This window comes from Campylobacter sp. JMF_11 EL3 (genome assembly GCF_027736965.1).
In the GTDB taxonomy this organism is placed as follows: domain Bacteria; phylum Campylobacterota; class Campylobacteria; order Campylobacterales; family Campylobacteraceae; genus Campylobacter_B.
Genome location: NZ_JAOVTJ010000001.1, coordinates 143,317 through 162,199 on the forward strand (window position 1 = coordinate 143,317; position 18,883 = coordinate 162,199).

Genomic DNA, 18,883 nt, shown 5'->3' on the forward strand with positions numbered 1-18,883 from the left:
AATCATTAAATTCCACAAAAAGGGCGATAAAATGGATAAAAAAACCATTGCGGCACACAAAATCAGCGAAGACGAATATGCGAAAATTTTAGAAATTCTAGGGCGTGAGCCAAATTTGCTAGAACTTGGCATTTTTTCGGCTATGTGGAGCGAACACTGCTCATATAAATCAAGCAAAAAATACCTAAACGGCTTTCCGACCAAGGCTCCATGGGTCATACAAGGTCCCGGTGAAAATGCCGGTGTTATCGACATTGGCGGTGGCATGGCGGCTGTTTTTAAAATGGAAAGCCACAATCACCCTAGCTATATCGAGCCGTTTCAAGGCGCAGCCACAGGCGTAGGCGGAATTTTACGCGATATTTTCACAATGGGTGCAAGGGTCGAAGCAAATCTAAATTCGCTTCGTTTTGGCGATGTCGTGGGAAATTCTAAAACAAATCGCTACCAAAGATATTTGGTCAAAGGCGCAGTTAGCGGTATTGCACACTATGGCAACTGCATGGGAATCCCTACGATAGGTGGCGAAACGACATTTGATAGCAGTTTTAACGGAAATATTTTGGTAAATGCCTTTGCTCTTGGAATTGTAAAAAGTGATGAAATTTTCTACGGCAAGGCAGAAGGTGTGGGTAACTCAGTCATTTATGTAGGCTCAAAAACAGGCAGGGACGGGCTTGGTGGAGCTGTTATGGCAAGTGATAGCTTTAACGATGAGAACAAATCTCTTCGCCCAACCGTGCAAGTTGGCGATCCATTTGCCGAAAAGCTTTTAATGGAAGCTTGTTTGGAGCTTTTTAAGACTGACTATGTCGTTGGAATTCAAGATATGGGCGCGGCGGGTCTTACTTCTAGTAGCTTTGAAATGGCAGGACGAAGCGGAAGCGGTATGAAAATGCACCTTGATCGTGTCCCTATGCGTGAAAGCGGTATGACGCCATACGAACTAATGCTAAGCGAAAGCCAAGAGCGAATGCTGATTTGTGCGAAAAAAGGTTGCGAAGATAAGATAAAAGAGATTTTTGCGAAGTGGGATTTAGACGCAGAAGTCATCGGCGAAGTAACCAATACCGGTAAAATGGAGCTTTACTGGCATGGCGAGCTAGCTGGCGAGATTCCAATCGAGCCTTTAAGCGAAGCAGCGCCGATTCTAGACCGCCCTACAAAACGCCCAGCGTATTTGGACGAAATCGCAAACCAAAATTTATGCACATGCTCTGATAAATTTGACATAAACGCCGATTTTGACAAGGTTTTTTCGCACCCAGATGTGCTAAATAAATCACTTATTTACGATCAATATGACGCAAATGTCGGGCTAAACTCAGCCAAACGCCCGGGCAAACTAGGCGCTGCGGTAATGAGAGTTAAAGAAAATGGCGCAAAACTCGCAATCGCTATGGATTGCAACACTCGCATGAATTATATCGATCCTTTCACTGGTGCGGCTCTTGCTGTGGCTGTGAGCGGACGCAAGGTAGCCCTTAGTGGCGCGACACCGCTGGCCATAACTGATTGTCTAAACTACGGCAATCCGCAAAATCCAGAGGTTATGTGGCAGTTCGCACAGGGCGCAGAGGGTATCAAAGAGGCCTGCAAGGCTCTAAATACGCCTGTTGTGAGCGGAAATGTGAGCTTGTATAACGAAACAGAGGGCGTGAGTATCCAGCCGACCCCTGCGATCGTAACCGTGGGCGTAAATAACGGCGAGATTATCCCTAGCGATTTCACTCAGGCTGGTACTAGCGTCTATTTGGTGGGCGATACACACGGCGTGTTTTCAGGTTCGCTGTATCAACAAGCCGTAAAAGGCGCAATCGGAGGCATGCTACCAAAGCTAGATTTAGCCAAAGAGCGCAAACTTTGGGACTTTGCGATTAAAGCGGGCCAGCAGGGTGCATTGCGCTTCGCAAACTCCGTAGGAATCGGTGGTGTGGCAATCACCCTAGCCAAAATGGCGTGTGTGGGTAAAATGGGTGGCGAGTTTAAAATGCCGTGTGATGATGAGAGAGATATTTTTGACGAGAGCTTTACGAGGGCTGTTTTTGGCGTGAGCGACGAGGCGAAATTTGAAAGCTTGGCGCGCGAAGCAGGGTTAAATTTCGTAAAACTTGGCATTACTGGCGGTAAAATTTTCCAAATCAATAGCATTTCGCGCGATTTGGGAGAGTTGAGCGAAATTTATTTCAACGAATTTGCAAAAATCATTAGAAGCGAAGATTAATAGTGTCGAGTATTTTTTATCTATTTTTGGCTTTTTTGCTTTATCATTTTATAAAGGGATTTATAAGCGGTCTGGGCGGAAATTCCGGCTATGAGAGAAAAGAGCCAAAAATGAGCCTTGAAGAGGCGAAAATTTTAATCACCCTAACTGCAAAGGTCGCCAAAAGCGACGGCGTGGTAAATGAGACAGAAGCCACGATGATAGGCGAGATTTTGGACGATTTGGTTCGCAAAATGGGCGGTGGCGAAAACGAGAGAAAACTTTTGAAGCAAGTTTATAAGATAAACAAAGACAAAGAGCACGATATCTACTCTCTCGCGTTTCATTACAATCAAAAATTTCACCTAAGTTCGAGCCGAAAAGCGGCGCTAATTTATTTTTTCTTAAACATAGCCTATATCGATCGCTCATTTAGCGAGCAAGAGCGAGATATAATCGCCAAAATCGCGCGCGGATTTGGTATGCCTTCCCATGTGGTAAGTCAAATTTTTGCTATGTTTGAGGCGAGTTATTATGGCACATACGGCGGTTCTAGCCAAAATTACGACAACCGCGGGCGTGGTGGCTACCAAAATAGTCGAAATTCTGGCGGTTATCAAAACGGTGGCAGTTATGGCGGAAATTACGGCGGCGGATATCAAAATTCTAGCTCTGGTGGCGGATATGGTGGCTCTGCGCGAGATACAAGCTCGAAAAAAGACCCTTACGAAGTCCTTGGTGTGGATAAAAGTGCTAGTTTTGGCGAAATAAAGAAAAAATATCGCGAACTAGTCAAAAAATACCACCCAGATATTTTAATGGGCAAGGGTGCAGATGACGAGATTATCCAAGAAGGCACGAAAAAGCTTCAAGAAATCAACGAAGCGTATGAGAGCCTAAATGAGCGTTTGAGCGAAAGCTAAATTTTAAAATTTAAAAATTCAATTTATAAGGAGTGAGCATGAGAGCGTTAATCAGCGTTAGCGACAAAGACGGCGTAGTGGAATTTGCAAAAGATTTGGCAAATTTGGGTTGGGAGATTTTAAGCACGGGTGGCACTTATAAGCTACTTTGCGAAAACGGCGTAAATGCTGTGGAAGTAAGCGCCTACACAGGAAGCCCTGAGATGTTTGAAGGCAGAGTAAAAACCCTGCACCCTAAAATTCACGGCGGAATTTTGCATAAAAGGGACGACAAAAACCACGCCGAACAAGCCCTAAAACACGGCATTGGCGGAATTGATTTGGTTTGTGTGAATTTATATCCTTTCAAGCAAACCACGATTCGCACAGATGATTTTGATGAGATTATCGAAAATATCGACATCGGCGGACCTGCCATGGTGCGAAGTGCAGCGAAAAATTTCAAAGATGTTTTGATAGTAACGGACATTTTAGATTATGATTTAGTTATCGAAAAAATCAAAGCAAAAGCCGATGATTTGGAATTTCGCCGAAGCCTTATGATAAAAGCCTACGAGCACACTGCCGCGTATGATAGCATGATAGCAAACTATATGAACGAGCGATTTAACGGCGGTTTTGGTGCTAAAAAATTTATCACAGGCTCAAAAGTCATGGCGACAAGATACGGCGAAAACCCGCACCAAAAGGGCGCTTTGTATGAATTCGAAAACTTTTTTAGCCTAAATTTCAAAGCCCTAAAAGGCGAAGCAAGTTTTAACAATATGACCGATATTCACGGCGCAGTTATGTTAGCTAGTAGCTTTGGCGAAGCCCCAGCAGTGAGTATCTGCAAACACGCAAATCCATGCGGGTTTGCCATAAAATCAAATTTGCTAGAAAGCTACACTGAAGCTCTTAAATGCGACCCTGTGTCAGCCTATGGTGGCGTGGTGGCGATAAACGGCACACTTGATAAGGCACTCGCAGAGAAAATCAATGAAATTTTTGTGGAAGTCATAATTGCAGCTAATGTCGATGACGCCGCGCTTGAAGTATTTGCAAACAAAAAACGCATTAAAATTTTCACGCAAGAGAATAAATTTTTAATGCGTGAAAATGATAAATATGACTTTAAATTCATAGACGGCGGATTTGTCTATCAAGAACGCGACTATGTGGGTGCTGATGAGGTCAAAAATGCTAAATGCGTTACCAAGCGTTCGGCAAATTCTGGCGAATTTACCGATTTGCAAATCGCTTGGCAGGTCGCAGCGCTAACCAAATCAAACTGCGTTGTGTATGTGAAAAACTCGGCAATGGTGGCGATCGGCATGGGTATGACAAGCCGTGTCGATGCTGCGCGCGCTGCCGTGGCAAAAGCAAGGGATTTGGGCTTAGATTTGCAAGGTTGCGCACTGGCTAGTGAAGCGTTTTTTCCTTTCAAAGATAGCATAGAAATCGCAAATGAAGTAGGCGTAAAAGCCGTAATCCAGCCGGGTGGCTCAATCCGTGATGATGAAGTTGTTGCAGCTGCCGATGAATTTGGCATGGCGATGTATTTTACGGGAATTCGCCACTTTTTGCATTAAGATTTTTAAATTGAAACAAGCCTAGTATTTTGCGGCGTGGGCTAGGACAGACGAGTCGGTCTAGTCCGTCGCTCACTCCGTGAAAAATCGTCGGCATTTGGTTATCAAATTTAAGTTGAATTTGCCTAACTTTTAATTCCCAAATCGGCTAGATTAAATGTTTAAATGTTTCGCATTTCGTGCTCACTACCGACAAGGTAGCAATGCTTGAAATGCGAAATTTACTAAATTTGCCGAATTTGTCATTACGAGCTTTCGTAGAAAGTGAAGCAATCTACGACTTCAAAACAATTAAATGCCAAAATTGTAAAATTCATAAAATTTCATAAATTTTGCAAAAACACTGACCTTAAATTCTGCACTCGTAGATTGCTTCGAATTTGCTACGCAAATTCTCGCAATTACAAACCAAACAACTAAACCCAAATTCCTTATAAATTTATCTCATTTCTAAGCCATAGCATTTCGCTACGCTATTAAGTAAATTTAAACTTATAAAAGGCTATAATTTTGGCTTTTTCAAACCAATAAAAAGAGGGTTTTAAGCAGATGAATTTCTTATCATTGCCCAATGCCGGGCGACAAAACGAGTTGGATATAGCAAGGGGTCTTGCTGTAATCTTTATGGTGCTAATCCACTGCGTGGAATACTTCTACAACGGCGAAGATTCCGTGTTTTTCAAGGTCGCAAACTTCCTAGGCTCACCACCTGCTGCTCCTGTTTTTATGTTTATTTTGGGTTGCGGTATTGTCTATTCTAGGCGTAGTGCGCCGGGGCTACTTTTTAGGCGCGGTGTGATATTTTTGGTGTTATCTTATGTCTTTAATGCGCTTGTGTATGTGCTTCCATACTACATTAGTGCCAAGCTAAACGATGACGCTGAAATTTTCGAAGAAAATTGGACGCAGATTTACGATGCGGACATTTTGCAGTTTGCGGGACTTGCGTTTATATTTTTTGCGCTAATGAAAAAGCTAAATTTATCAAATTTAGGCTATCTCATAGTAGGAATCATCTGCTCAGGCGCAGCAATGTATCTAGGCGAGAATTTCGCAGAGTTTGAATCTGACGCAATGTTGGCAGTAACAGGGCTATTTTGGGGCACACACGAGGGAAGTTATTTTCCATTTTTAAGCTGGATTGCCTACCCGATAGCCGGGTATTTATTCGCTGATATTTTAATCTACACTCGCCCAGAAGATAAAGGCAGCCTATACACAAAGCTAAGCGTTATCGCCGGAATTATTTTTATCGCCTCGGCTGTGGTATTGGCGAAGTTTTATGCGTGGGACGATATGATGGACGGCGACCCATACTACCACCAAAACATATTTTTTAACATAATGTTTATCGCCTTTGTTTTGGCGTGGATTGGGCTAATGTATCTGGTAGCTAAGGTGCTTCCAAATCTTATTATGTCGTGTTTAAAAACGATAAGTGTGCTTGTAACGCCGTTTTATGTGTTGCAATACATTTTTATAATTTATATTGCCGTGCTTGTTTTTGGTGACGAAGCAGAGTGGGATATGACGCCTGTGCTACTAATGTTTGTAGCTGTGAGTGTGCTATCATACATCGTGGCGGTAATCTACTCAAAAATTCGCAAAGCATAAAAAAGGCTACCGAAATTTCGGTAGCCAAAATCCAAATTTAATTCACAAATTTAGCTAAAAAAACAGCAAATTTACCATTATTATGATTATTGCAAGAGGGGCTATAAATCTTAGCGAAAAATACCAGATCTCAAACGCACCCTTGCCCATATCAGCGCTAAAAAACTCCGCCAAAAGGGATTTTTTCATCACAAATCCGACGAAAATCGCCGAACTTAGCGCGCCAAGAGGAAGCATGATATTTGAGGTCAAAAAGTCTAAAATATCGAAAAATCCCTTGCCAAAAAATGTAAAACTCTCGCCAAATTCCGCGTTCATTGATAGCGTGCAGCACGCTCCTAGCGCGCCTACGACTATGCCTGATAACCCACACGCTCTGTTTCTAGAAATGCCAAAATGATTGACAAGATATAAAATAAATGGCTCTATCATCGAAACCGCGCTCGTAATCCCAGCAAAAAACAGCGACACAAAAAACAAAATCGCTAAAATTTGCCCCATAAAGCCAAGCTTAGCAAACATCGTGGTAAGCGATACAAACACCAATCCTGCGCCCTGAGATGGGCTAGCATTAAATTCGAAGATAAATGTAAATACGATTAGTCCCATCATAAGACCAATTGCGATATTGATAAATACGATATTTACGCAACTTTTCACTAGCTTTACACCCTCTCCAAGGCTAGCAGCATACGCAGCGATACAGCCAATTCCGATACAAAGGGTAAAAAGTGAAAGTCCAAGCGCGTCAAGCACGCTAGCGACGGTGATTTTGGAAAAATCAGGCGTGAATAAAAACTTCACGGCCTCGCCAAACCCGTCCATAAAAACCGCATATCCTAGCATTAAAAGCAAAAGCATGAAAAGCAGGGGCATCATTATCAAATTTAGCTTTTCTATGCCACTTTTGATTCCGCGCGATACTACAAAAAGTGTCAGCGCAAGCCCTAACGCATAAAATGCAAGACTTGAAAATAGCGAGTGCGAAATCACGCCCCCAAAGAGCGCGCCAGCCTCATCTACTGAGGCAGGAAGCGCGCTAAAACCGATGAAAATGTATCTCATAACCCAGCCAAGGATTACGAGATAAAATGACAAAACAAAAATTCCACCCACTATGAAAATTCCAGCGAATTTCCACTTTTCGCCGTTTTTGGGGTCGAGATATCTATACGCGCTAGGCAAATCAGCTCTGCTAATGCGCCCAATCGCCATTTCGGCTAAAAATAGGCTAAACCCAATCCCGAGTGTGAGCACGAGGTATAAAAGCACAAATGCGCTTCCGCCGTTGCTACCGACTAGGGTTGGAAACTTCCACGCATTTCCAAGTCCCACAGCACCACCAGCGACCGCTAAAACAAAGCCGATTTTGCTAAATTTATCGTTCATAATCTTTCTTTAAATTTCAAATTTGACTATCCAAAATTTACGATTCCTAGCTCTCTTAGCGCGATTACAAAAATCGCAAGCGGAGATACCACGCGAAGTAGGACATAGTACCAAATCTTAAAGCCCAAATCTCCCATATATGGCGAAAGTAGGGCATAAACGCCGTCTTTTTTGATGACATATCCTACGAAAATGACAATGATTAATCCGCCAAGTGGCATTAAAATTTTAGATGTCAAATAATCCAGCGCGTCGAAAAACGGCTGTCCTGCGATGATGAAATACTCGCTTGTCGCGCCATAGTATCCCAAAATGCAGGCAATTCCTAGCACATAGGTAAATACAAAAACCGCCACGCAAGCTTTCGCGCGAGAAAATGCGCGGGATTTGACTAGGTAATAAACAGCTGGTTCAATCATCGAAATCGCTGAGGTAATGGCGGCGAAAAGTAGGGTTAGGAAAAACGCAAACGCCAAAATATGGCCGATAAAGCCAAGTTTGCTAAATAGCACGGCAAGGGAAACGAAAATCAGTCCAGGACCTGATTGGGCTGGATCGCCGTTAAATTCGAAAATAAATGTGAAAACAACAAGACCCATCATAACGCCAATCATTACATTGATTAAAACGATATTAATGCTCGAAGTTAGGATATTGGTGCGCTCTGGAAGGCTTGCAGCGTATGTCAAAATCGTAGTTACGCCAAGGCTAAGTGTGAAAAACGCTAACCCTAGCGCGTCAAGCACGCTTTGTGAATTTAGCGCGCTAAAATCAGGTAAAAGCAAGAATTTTGCGCTTTGTGCGAATCCGTCGAAGCTAGCCGAATACAAAACCATAAGCACAAGCAGGATAAAAAGGCTAGGCATCATCCAGATATTTAATCTCTCAATTCCGTTTTTGATACCCTTTGAGACGATCAAAAAGCACACAAGCGACATTATCGTAAAGCAGACAATCGCTACGAGCGGTGAATTTGAAATCAAAGCGTTAAACATCGCACCGCTATCGTCTAAATTTTGAGGCAACGAAAAAATCGATGTGGCTGTGTATTTCAAGATCCAGCCCATTACGACGCTGTAAAATGAGTAAATCAAAAGCGCAGTAATCATCAAAAATCCGGCCTTGCTCCAAAGCTCTTTGTTGCTAGGGGCAAGTCTTCGGTAGCTATCGACTGGATCGCTTTCGCCAAGGCGTCCAATGGTGATTTCGCCGATAAAAATGACAAAACTTACCAAAAATGTGAGCAAAAGATAGAGCAAAATAAATGCGCTACCGCCGTTTTGACCTACGAGTGTGGGGAATTTCCAAGCGTTTCCAAGTCCCACGGCTGAGCCTGCGACCGCCAAAATAAAACCGATGCGTGTGAATTTGTCGTTCATACTTTTCCTTTTGGTAAAAAATTTGTCAATTTTATCAGAATTTAGCTTACATTAAGCCTTTTAAATTTGAATATATTTGCAAATTTTGGCTAAAATCACGCGTTATAAAATTTAATCAAGGAAAATTTATGGAAGTAAAACTTTTGAATTTCACGCCACTTTGGGTATGCTCAAACGCCATAAGAACTTGCTGGCAAAGCTTCGAGCGGGGCGATAACGGCGGCGAAAAGGACTTAGCGCTAATTAATCGCGTGGGAAATGAAATGAAGCACTCATCTACGCTCGAACATATTTTTTATAATTTTTATATCAAGGGCATCTCGCGCGCGCTTTTGCAAGAGTTAGCGCGCCATCGCATGGCAAGTCTGAGCGTGAAATCGACCCGCTATACGCTAAAAGAGCTAAGAAATGAGCCTGAAATCACAAGCGATAGCGCCGCAAAATACATCGTGCTAACTGGCAACGAGGCTGTCGATAGCGCAAGCATAAAAGCCCTAAATAATCTAAGGGAAATTTTAGGTGCAAACACTAGCCTAGATATCGCCAAATACTGCCTGCCAGAGTGCTATAAAACCGAGCTGGCGTGGAGCATAAATGCTAGAAGCCTGCAAAACTTCCTCTCTCTTCGTTCTAGCAAATCGGCACTTTGGGAGATACGCGCACTCGCAAATGCGCTCTTTGCAGCACTGCCAGAAGAGCATAAATTTATCTTCGAGCATTGTATGTATAAGGCAAATCAGCAAGAATCGTAATATTTGTGTTATTTCGAGCCTAGCGTTGAAATCCAGGGAAATTTCGATAAATTTTAATTTGCAAATGAATTTTGGTAAATTTTAAATTTACTTTAAATTTTACTGGATTGCTTCGTCGCTTCGCTTCTCGCAATGACAAATTAGGCAAAATTTGTATAATCTGTCATTGCGAGAATTTTGCGTCAGCAAAATTCGTGGCAATCTACGAGCAAAAATCACCAAAACACAAATTTTGTGTCATTGCGAGCGAAGCGAAGCAGAGTAATTGGGGCTCCCTTCCCCCTTACAAGAAAAGCAAAATTTCGCCTAAAATTTAAAAAATCGTTCAATGCTAAATTTAAGTAGAATTTTGAATTTAAATTTCCCTGGATTGCTTCGAAAACTTCGTTTTCTCGCAATGACATTTTATGTAAATTTAATCTCGGTCAGTATTTTAAAATACCGAATTTATCAAATTCACAAATTTAAACTCAAATTTGATAGTTTGGGTTTAAATTTGCAAAATTTTACCAATTGTTTATATTTATTATTTGTAGCCTTGCTTCTAGCTTGTCTAGCTCGATTTGAGCAACTGCTTCTCTACTCATTGTGTCTCCTTAAAAATAAAGTTTTATTAAATTTTTATCTTTTAAAATATAATTTTTCAATATTATCTATGTTTATATTTTTCTTATCTAAAAACCATTGTTTGATTTCTAAATAATCCTTTTTATCAAAAATACAAACCATATAAAATTTTCCACGCAATTTGCCTGTTGCATAAGCCCAACCATTTCTCTGTGGTTCATCAATTATGATTATGGGAAATGCTGTAAAGTTTTTTAAATTCTTTTTTACAATCAAATAGAAGCAAATTTTTAAAAATAAATTTGATAAAAACATAAAAAATATAAAAAATATCCCGATTGCTTTAAAAATAACTAACACAATAACAGAATATACTACAAAACTCAATCCCACATTTTTTCTATCATAACACCAAAATGGCTTACAAATAATATCTCTCAAATTTGCATTTGATGAGCTAAATTGCGTTTTTTCAAATTCATAAAATTTTATTGACTTATTTGTGAAGTGAATTTTGGCTTTTCTTCGTATGATAAAAATGTAGTAACTAATTATGAAATAACACAATAAATTCAAAATTGCAATCCCATTAATTATTGCTATATAATCACCGATTTCATTAATAATTTCATCGTTTTCATTAAACATTAAGTATTTATAAATGAAAATATGTATATTTAATAAAATTATAAAACTCAATAAAGCCGAATTTTCAAATAACATACCATTAAAAATTTGATGATAATCTTTGATAATAATCGGCTCTTTGTCGTAATCTCTCTGATTTTCATCTGAATTTTTATTTCTAACATTTTTATTCCAATTTTCAAAATTTTCCAAAATTTAATCCTTTTATAAATATTTAGTCATTGCGAACGAAGTGAAGCAATCCAGCAACAGTGAAGCCGTTTTTAGAATTTGCAGTCACTTTAAATTTTACTGGATTGCTTCGAAAACTTCGTTTTCTTGCAATGACAGCAAATTTAGCGTTTTGGTTATTTTTACTCGTAGATTGCTTCGTCGCTTCGCTTCTCGCAATGACAAATTAGGCAAAATTTGTATAATCTGTCATTGCGAGAATTTTGCGTCAGCAAAATTCGTGGCAATCTACGAGTAAGAAATTTCGGCGCAGTATTTCTGCGAAATTTAAGTGGAATTTTACTCTAAATTTCAACTATCCAAATTTTCTTTTTTTCGCCTTAACGCCTCTTTGCGTTTTTCTTCCATTTTCACAGCTTCGTTGAGTGCGTCCTCGCCGTCGAATTCCGTCCCGCCAAGAAATTTCGAATAATCATCGAATTGATGATTTTTCAGCGCCCACAAAAGCCCGCCTAACACGCAAAATCCAAGTATTAGCGAAATCGTAACCATAGTCATTAGCACGGCGTTACTCATAGTTTTATCCTTCTTAAAAGCATTGAGTTTGCGACCACGATTAGCGAGCTTAGGCTCATCGAGAGTGCCGCAAACAGCGGGATTGCATATCCCAAAAACGCAAGCGGAATCGTGATTAGGTTATAAAGTAGCGAAATAGCGATATTTTGGCGGATTTTACTGCCTGTTTTGCGCGCGATACGCATGGCGCGCACTAGGCTCGTCATATCGTCTTTGATAAGCACGACATCGCTTTTTTGCACGCTAAGATTTGCGCCACTTCCTAGGCAAATCCCAGCATGAGCGAGGCTAAGCGCGGCCGCGTCGTTTATCCCGTCGCCTACCATTACCACTTTTTTGCCTATTTTAGCGAGGTTTTGGATATAGCTAGCCTTTTCATCTGGCAAAATTTGCGCGCCAAATTTCACTATTTCTAGCTCGCGCGCTATCGCACTGACGGCGTTTTGGTGATCGCCACTGATGATATGAAGTTCGTAACCTAAATTTTGTAGCGTTTTTATAGCCTCTTTGCTATCATCTTTAAGTGGCGCAAGAAGCCAAAATTTGGCTAAAATTTGCCCATTTTGCATGAAAAAATACTCGCTTAAATCCCCGCTAGCGACATTTGCGCCAAGCTCGCACATAAATTTCGCGCTTCCGCCATAAATTTCATTTTCGCCAAATTTCGCGCTAAGGCCCTTGGCTGGGTGGTTTGTGATATTTTCTAAATTCGCAGGCGCAAATTTTGCAAATTCGCCCGAATTTAAAAATTCAAGCACGGCCTCGGAAATAGGGTGGTTTGAGCTTTGCAAAAGCCCTTTTAGCGCGCCGATATCGCAGAGTGGCGAAATTTCGCTTTTTTTGACGATTAGCGCAGAGCTTGTGAGTGTGCCTGTTTTGTCAAAGACGATAGTATCGGCGTTGGAAAGGATTTCTAGCATTTTGGCCTCTTTGAAGATTATGCCATGTCTTAGTGCCGCAGAGATCGCGCACAGCGTCGCAATCGGCGTGGCAAGGGCTAGGGCGCAAGGGCAGGCGATGATGATGACGCTAACGCTGATTAGTAGCGCGCTTGCAAAGCCTGCTTTGGCATACCAAAACACAAACGCCACAAACGCCACGGCTATGACAAAAATCGAAAAATAGCCTGAAATTTTATTAGCCAAAATTTCAAATTTTGGTTTTTTTAGATTTGCGTTTTCTAAAAGCTCGACGATTTTGCTAAGCAATGAGCCCTTAAAATCGGCGTTTGCGCGGTATTTTAGCGAGCCAGATAGGCAGAGCGAGCCTGATTTGATTTCATCGTTTTTGCCTAGCGATACTGGGATACTCTCGCCCGAAATGCCCGAATAATCGAAACTTCCCTCACCACTACTTACCACGCCGTCGATTAGGACGCGATCGCCTTGATTTATGAGAATTTCATCGCCGATTTGCACCTCGTTTGGGGATTTGTTTGCATAGCTTCCGTCAAAGCCAAGTGTGCAAACCTCGCCAAGAAGCATATTTGAAAGCGAGCTTAAATTTTCGCCAGCCCTTTTTTGGCTTAAAATTTGCAGATATTTTCCTGCAAAAACAAAGGTGATTATCATCGCTACGGATTCAAAATACACCTCGCCATTGCGCGAAAACATAACATAAAGCGAATAAATATAAATTACCAAAGCCCCAAGCCCAATGAGCAAGTCCATATTTGGGGTGCGAGTTTTAAGCGCATAAAATGCACTCTTAAAAAATACTGCCCCAGTATAGAAAAGCACAGGCGTAGCTAGGATAAACTCAGCAAAGTGCAAAATATCCTTCGTGCCCTGCTCGATCCCCGTGAAATACCCGCCATACAGCGCGATTGAGATCCACATTATATTCATCACGCAAAAAATTCCAACCAAAAGTCTAGCATAAAATTCCCTGCGTTTTGCCGTGTCTTTGGCGTTTTGGGTGTTTGTGTCATAAGGGTAGGCATCGTATCCAATCGAGCGGATTAAATTTAAAATTTCGGCTAGCCCTATTTGCTCTTCGTCCCAGACAATGCGCGCTTTGTGCGAGGCTGCGTTTAGGCTTACTTCGATTATGCCAGTGGCGTTATTTAGGATTTTTTCGTTTAGCCAAACGCAAGCCGAGCAGTGAATTCCGTCGATTAAAAGCGAAATTTGGTTAAATCCGTCTTTATCTTTGGTGACATAGTTTTTGTAAATACTGCTAGCTGGTCCCTGAATTTGGGCGTTTTGTTTGGCTGGGCGCAGGGTATTTTTGCCAAGGCGCTCGTAAAATTCGCCCAAATTTTGCCCCTGCAAAAGATAATAGACATTTTTGCACCCATTACAGCAAAACTTATGCCCCGCCTCATCGCTAAAAAGCTCCGCGCTCTCAAACGAGCCGTGGCAGTGATCGCATTTTTCCATTGAATTTGTCCGTCCAAGAATTTCGCGCGATTATAGCATTTTTTTACATCCAATCAAGGATTTGCGAAATTTCCGTGGCGTGAAAAATTTTAAGCCCTAGCGAATTTTGCGGTTTCATCGGCGAGATTATGTTTTTGAATTTTTGCAAACTCGCTTCTTTTATACGAGCGTCGAGATTGAAAATTTCACGAATTTCGCCATTTAGGCTAACTTCGCCGATAAATGCGCTTTCTTTGCTAAGCGGGCGGTTTTTAAAGCTACTTACGATCGCAGCGACCACGGCTAAATCGCAGGCGGTTTCGGTGATTTTGACCCCGCCGATGACATTTACGAAGACATCGTATCCGCCAAGACCTATTTCAAGCTTCCTATCCAAAAGCGCTAAAAGCATATCGAGGCGGTTTTTATCATATCCTGTGGCAGAGCGTTTGGGATACGAGCTTTCGCAAACTAGGGCTTGGATTTCGACAACAAGGGCGCGTGAGCCCTCCATTGTCACGGTGATTGCTGAGCCTGAGGCAGGTTTGGTGCGAGTGAAAAATTTACTTGCGACATCTTTCGCGCTAATTAGTCCTTTTTCGCTCATTTCAAAAATCCCAACCTCGCTAGTAGAACCAAAACGATTTTTAAAGCCACGCAAAATTCGAAGTTCCTTGCTCGCGTCCCCTTCGAAATACAGCACCACATCGACCATGTGCTCTAAAATCCTAGGTCCCGCAATCGAGCCTTCTTTGGTAATATGCCCGATGATAAAAATGCTAATCCCGCGCTCTTTGGCTAATCGCATTAGCTCAAAAGTGATCTCACGCACCTGCGTCACGGAGCCTGGGGCTGATGAAATTTTGTCGCTATAAAGGGTCTGGATACTATCAATGATGACGCTTTTGTAATTTTTGTTTGAAATTTCATCTAAAATCGTGTTTAAATTTATCTCAGTTAGCAAGAATAAATTTTTGTTGATTGCGCCTAGGCGGTCGGCTCGCATTTTGATTTGGCTGGCACTTTCTTCGCCACTGACATAGAGTGCAGGCGAATTTGGGCTGGCTAAATTCGCAGCGATTTTGAGCAAAAGCGTGGATTTGCCAATGCCAGGACTTCCGCCAATTAGCACGAGTGAGCCCTCTACGAGCCCGCCACCTAAAACCAAATTTAACTCAGCGTCTTTGGTGTCTATGCGCACGACATCTTCGATTTGGATTTCATCGATTGCTTTTGCGCCGCTCGCGCCTTTTTTTTGCTCTAATTTTTCTATCTCTTTTAGGGTTTTAATCTGCTCGGCTTTAAGCTCCACGAAACTATCCCATGCGCCACAATCAGGGCATTTGCCAAGCCATCTGGATTGTTGATTTCCGCAGTGTTGGCACTCGAAAAGTGTTGATTTTGATTTTGCCATTTTGTTTTACCTTGAAATTTATTAAATTTCGCGCGATTATAGCAAAAATTTTTGCCTTAAATTTTTAGTAAAAATAAAATTTAAATGAAATTTAAATTAAATAATGAGAAAATGAACGATTAAATTTTTGATAAGGAGATTTCATGGACAGAAAGCTTACCAAAAAAGAGTTTTTTACCATTGCTTTAATGCTTTTTGCTATGTATTTTGGTGCTGGAAACTTCATTTTTCCGCCGATTGTGGGCAAAAACGCAGGCGATAACTTTTTCGTGGGAATTATGTTTTTTTGCTGTGCCGCGATTTTAATCCCAGTCCTTGGCGTCGCAGCTGTGGCTAAATCAAAGGGCTTGGCAAATTTAGTCGAGCGCGTAGATCCTGTGTTTGCGCTGATTTTTACAGTCGCATTGTATCTGACTATCGGTCCGCTTTTTGCGATACCGCGTGCTGCAAATATGCCATTTGATATCGTCGTGCGCGAAAATGTCGCCGAAACATCGGTGCAGATGTGGCTTTTGATTTATTCGGCTGCGTATTTTGCGCTAAATTTTGTTTTATGCTTAAATCCATCAAAACTCGTCGATTTGCTCGGACGCTACCTTACGCCTGTGCTTTTGATTTTGATTTTGGGGCTTTTTGTATCGTCGTTTTTCACCCCTATGGGCGAATTCGTCGCTCCAAATGAAGCGTATAGAGATCACGCAGTCGCAAGTGGTTTCGTCGATGGATACCAGACTATGGACGCTTTGGCTTCACTAGCCTTTGGTATCATTATCGCAAATGCGATGAGAGCGCGTGGTGTTAGTGATGAGGGACATATCGTCGTATCTATGATAAAAGCAGGTATGTTTGCGGGCGCGCTTTTAGCCGTGATTTATCTGATGATTTCATATCTTGGTGCAAGTGCGGCTAGCCTTTTCCCTGATGTAACAAACGGCGCGCAATACCTTAGCAAAATCAGCCACTATCTTTTTGGCAGTGTCGGCACAGCCTTGCTAGGGCTTGCATTTTTCCTAGCCTGCCTTACTACGACTTTGGGTTTGATTAGCTCATGTAGCCAGTATTTTGAAAATTTGGTCAAAGGCAAAATTCCATACAAAGCGTGGGTTGTGATACTTTGCCTCGTATCATTTGGTGTGGCAAATTTCGGACTTACAACGATTATTAGTGCGAGTATCCCTGTGCTAATCGCGATTTATCCAGCTGCGATTATGCTTATAATTTTATCGCTAATCGATCCGCTAATTGATACAAGCAAGTTAGTTTATAGGGCTTGCGTGTATGCGAGCTTCGCTGTGGGTATCGTAAATGGACTAGATGTCTTAAAAATCAAAATTCCAGGTATTACTAACTGGGTTAGTAGCTTTCCATTTTATGATGCTATGCTTGGTTGGATTGTGCCTAGCGTAGTGGCTTTTGTGATTAGTTTTTTGATACATATCCTTACGAAAAAATCATTTTAACCAAATTTAGGCTTGCGCGCGTTCGCAAGCCTTTTTAAATTTTGCCTTAAATTTAATCAAAATTCTTACAAAAATATAAAATTTAATCAAATTCTTTAAAAAATTCTTAGAATTTAATCTAAAAAATAATAAAATATCCAGTCATTTCATAATTAGGATTGAACATGGAGAAATTAAACGGTTCGCAGATGATTATCGAGGCGCTTCATCAAGAGGGCGTTGAGGTAGTATTTGGATATCCTGGTGGCGCTGCGCTAAACATATATGATGAAACATACAAACAGACATATTTCAAACATATCCTGGTGCGCCACGAACAAGCTGCGACTATGGCGGCTGACGGATATGCGCGTGCTAGCGGAAAGGTCGGCGTAGCTATCGTAACAAGCGGTCCTGGTTTTACAAATGCAATCACAGGCCTTGCCACTGCGTATGCAGATTCTATCCCAATCGTGCTAATTAGCGGACAGGTTGCTGGTTCGCTTATCGGAACTGACGCATTTCAAGAGATTGATGCGGTTGGAATTTCAAGACCATGTGTCAAACACAATTTCCTAGTAAAAACCGTTGAAGAGCTTCCAATGGTGCTAAAACAAGCATTTTATATCGCGCGCTCTGGCAGACCGGGCCCTGTGCATATCGATGTGCCAAAAGATGTCACGGCTAAACTTGGCGAGTTTATTTATCCAGATGAGATAAAAATGCAAACATATCGCCCAACTTACAAAGGCAACGCAAAACAGATAAAAAAAGTAGCTGAGCTAATAATGGCGGCAGAGCGACCGATAATTTATATCGGCGGTGGCGTGATTTTAAGCGAGGCTAGTGAGGAAGTAAGACAGCTAGCGCATATCACGCAAATCCCAGTAGTCGAAACCCTAATGGCACTTGGCGCGATGAGAAGCGATGATGAGTTAAATTTGGGCTTAGTGGGAATGCATGGAAGCTACGCAGCCAATATGGCGCTTAGCGAAACTGACCTTATAATCTGCCTTGGAGCGAGATTTGACGATAGAGTAACTGGAAAACTCGAAGAATTCGCTAAAAACGCAAAAATTATCCATGTCGATATCGACCCAAGCTCGATTTCAAAAATCGTAAATGCGCATTTCCCAATCGTAGGCGATGTAAAATCGGTCCTAGCAGAGCTAAATCCTAGATTAAAGGACGAAGCAGAGCCTGCGAACTACGCTAAATGGCGCGAACAAATCAAAATTTATAAAGAAATTCACCCGCTAAAATACACAGATAGCGATGAGGTTTTAAAACCACAATGGGTAGTGCAAAAAACTGGCGAGATCGCAAGTGATGACGCTATCATCGTTACAGATGTCGGACAGCACCAAATGTGGGTAGCGCAGTTTTATCCATTTAAGCGCCCTCGCACGCTTCTTACAAGCGGTGGGCTTGGCACTATGGGATATGGCTTGCCTGCTGCAATGGGAGCGAAAGCTTACGCTGGCGAGAAAAGGCAGGTTATAAATTTCACAGGCGATGGCTCAATTTTGATGAATATCCAAGAGCTAATGACGCTTAGCGAAAATAATCTTGGTGTCGTAAATATCATACTTAATAACAACTTTTTGGGTATGGTTAGGCAGTGGCAAAGTATGTTTTATGGTGCGAGATTTTCATCGACGGATCTTAGCAAACAGCCAGATTTCGTAAAACTCGTAGAAAGCTTTGGCGGGCTTGGATTTAGCGTTAGCACAAAGGCTGAGTTTGAAAGCGCGCTAAAAACTGCGCTTGAAAGCAATAAGGTTTGTTTCATCGAGGTTAAGGTCGATCGCTTCGAAAATGTTTTCCCAATGGTGCCAGCAGGTGGCGCGCTATATAATATGATATTTGAATAGGAT

Annotated in this window: 13 protein-coding genes; 7 read left to right on the plus strand and 6 right to left on the minus strand. The window is 41.7% G+C overall.

The window, feature by feature from the left end:
• Positions 1-31: 31 nt before the first annotated feature.
• The 4 genes from purL to OFN67_RS00770 all read left to right on the plus strand — a co-directional run bounded on the left by purL (position 32) and on the right by OFN67_RS00770 (position 6,311).
• Positions 32-2,224, plus strand: a complete 2,193-nt coding sequence (gene purL, locus OFN67_RS00755; RefSeq protein WP_270868303.1) for a phosphoribosylformylglycinamidine synthase subunit PurL — start codon at positions 32-34, stop codon at positions 2,222-2,224.
• 2 nt (positions 2,225-2,226) lie between these two features.
• Positions 2,227-3,126, plus strand: coding sequence for a DnaJ domain-containing protein (locus OFN67_RS00760; protein ID WP_270868302.1), 900 nt, complete (start codon positions 2,227-2,229; stop codon positions 3,124-3,126).
• A 38-nt stretch (positions 3,127-3,164) separates the two neighbouring features.
• Positions 3,165-4,697 carry a bifunctional phosphoribosylaminoimidazolecarboxamide formyltransferase/IMP cyclohydrolase gene (gene purH / locus OFN67_RS00765; protein ID WP_270868301.1) on the plus strand — a complete coding sequence of 511 codons (1,533 nt, stop codon included), beginning with the start codon at positions 3,165-3,167 and terminating at the stop codon, positions 4,695-4,697.
• Between the two features lie 549 nt (positions 4,698-5,246).
• The gene (locus tag OFN67_RS00770; RefSeq protein WP_270868300.1) at positions 5,247-6,311 is read left to right on the plus strand and encodes an acyltransferase family protein; all 1,065 of its coding nucleotides are present in this window, start codon (positions 5,247-5,249) and stop codon (positions 6,309-6,311) included.
• 54 nt (positions 6,312-6,365) lie between these two features.
• Here the strand turns inward: OFN67_RS00770 and OFN67_RS00775 are convergent, their stop codons facing one another.
• Together OFN67_RS00775 and OFN67_RS00780 are read right to left on the minus strand one after the other, a co-directional pair.
• Positions 6,366-7,700, minus strand: a complete 1,335-nt coding sequence (locus OFN67_RS00775; RefSeq protein WP_270868299.1) for a sodium-dependent transporter — start codon at positions 7,698-7,700, stop codon at positions 6,366-6,368.
• Between the two features lie 26 nt (positions 7,701-7,726).
• Positions 7,727-9,079, minus strand: a complete 1,353-nt coding sequence (locus OFN67_RS00780) for a sodium-dependent transporter (RefSeq protein WP_270868298.1) — start codon at positions 9,077-9,079, stop codon at positions 7,727-7,729.
• Between the two features lie 128 nt (positions 9,080-9,207).
• On the opposite strand from OFN67_RS00780, the gene thyX reads away from it, so the two are divergent.
• Entirely contained in the window at positions 9,208-9,831 is a 624-nt protein-coding gene (thyX, locus tag OFN67_RS00785) for an FAD-dependent thymidylate synthase (RefSeq protein ID WP_270868297.1), read from the plus strand.
• 621 nt (positions 9,832-10,452) lie between these two features.
• Here the strand turns inward: thyX and OFN67_RS00790 are convergent.
• The 4 genes from OFN67_RS00790 to radA all read right to left on the minus strand — a co-directional run bounded on the left by OFN67_RS00790 (position 10,453) and on the right by radA (position 15,567).
• The gene (locus OFN67_RS00790; RefSeq protein ID WP_270868296.1) at positions 10,453-11,238 is read right to left on the minus strand and encodes a hypothetical protein; all 786 of its coding nucleotides are present in this window, start codon (positions 11,236-11,238) and stop codon (positions 10,453-10,455) included.
• Between the two features lie 330 nt (positions 11,239-11,568).
• Positions 11,569-11,793, minus strand: coding sequence for a cbb3-type cytochrome oxidase assembly protein CcoS (gene ccoS, locus OFN67_RS00795; RefSeq protein WP_270859044.1), 225 nt, complete (start codon positions 11,791-11,793; stop codon positions 11,569-11,571).
• Complete coding sequence (locus OFN67_RS00800; RefSeq protein WP_270868295.1) at positions 11,790-14,174, minus strand: heavy metal translocating P-type ATPase; 2,385 nt, start codon at positions 14,172-14,174, stop codon at positions 11,790-11,792. Before OFN67_RS00800 ends, ccoS begins: the two co-directional genes overlap by 4 nt.
• A gap of 43 nt (positions 14,175-14,217) precedes the next feature.
• Positions 14,218-15,567 (minus strand): DNA repair protein RadA, encoded by a 1,350-nt coding sequence (radA, locus tag OFN67_RS00805; RefSeq protein ID WP_270868294.1) that lies wholly within the window; start codon positions 15,565-15,567, stop codon positions 14,218-14,220.
• 143 nt (positions 15,568-15,710) lie between these two features.
• Between radA and brnQ the strand changes: the two genes are divergently transcribed.
• Together brnQ and OFN67_RS00815 are read left to right on the plus strand one after the other, a co-directional pair.
• Positions 15,711-17,027 (plus strand): branched-chain amino acid transport system II carrier protein, encoded by a 1,317-nt coding sequence (brnQ, locus tag OFN67_RS00810; protein WP_270859041.1) that lies wholly within the window; start codon positions 15,711-15,713, stop codon positions 17,025-17,027.
• A 164-nt stretch (positions 17,028-17,191) separates the two neighbouring features.
• Positions 17,192-18,880, plus strand: coding sequence for an acetolactate synthase large subunit (locus OFN67_RS00815; RefSeq protein WP_270868293.1), 1,689 nt, complete (start codon positions 17,192-17,194; stop codon positions 18,878-18,880).
• Positions 18,881-18,883 lie beyond the last annotated feature (3 nt).

Coding starts and splice junctions, on each gene's coding strand:
- purL (WP_270868303.1), top strand. CDS start 32: ATGGATAAAAAAACCATTGCGGCACACAAAATCAGCGAAGACGAATAT.
- purH (WP_270868301.1), top strand. CDS start 3,165: ATGAGAGCGTTAATCAGCGTTAGCGACAAAGACGGCGTAGTGGAATTT.
- OFN67_RS00770 (WP_270868300.1), top strand. CDS start 5,247: ATGAATTTCTTATCATTGCCCAATGCCGGGCGACAAAACGAGTTGGAT.
- OFN67_RS00775 (WP_270868299.1), bottom strand. CDS start 7,700: ATGAACGATAAATTTAGCAAAATCGGCTTTGTTTTAGCGGTCGCTGGT.
- OFN67_RS00780 (WP_270868298.1), bottom strand. CDS start 9,079: ATGAACGACAAATTCACACGCATCGGTTTTATTTTGGCGGTCGCAGGC.
- thyX (WP_270868297.1), top strand. CDS start 9,208: ATGGAAGTAAAACTTTTGAATTTCACGCCACTTTGGGTATGCTCAAAC.
- ccoS (WP_270859044.1), bottom strand. CDS start 11,793: ATGAGTAACGCCGTGCTAATGACTATGGTTACGATTTCGCTAATACTT.
- OFN67_RS00800 (WP_270868295.1), bottom strand. CDS start 14,174: ATGGAAAAATGCGATCACTGCCACGGCTCGTTTGAGAGCGCGGAGCTT.
- radA (WP_270868294.1), bottom strand. CDS start 15,567: ATGGCAAAATCAAAATCAACACTTTTCGAGTGCCAACACTGCGGAAAT.
- brnQ (WP_270859041.1), top strand. CDS start 15,711: ATGGACAGAAAGCTTACCAAAAAAGAGTTTTTTACCATTGCTTTAATG.
- OFN67_RS00815 (WP_270868293.1), top strand. CDS start 17,192: ATGGAGAAATTAAACGGTTCGCAGATGATTATCGAGGCGCTTCATCAA.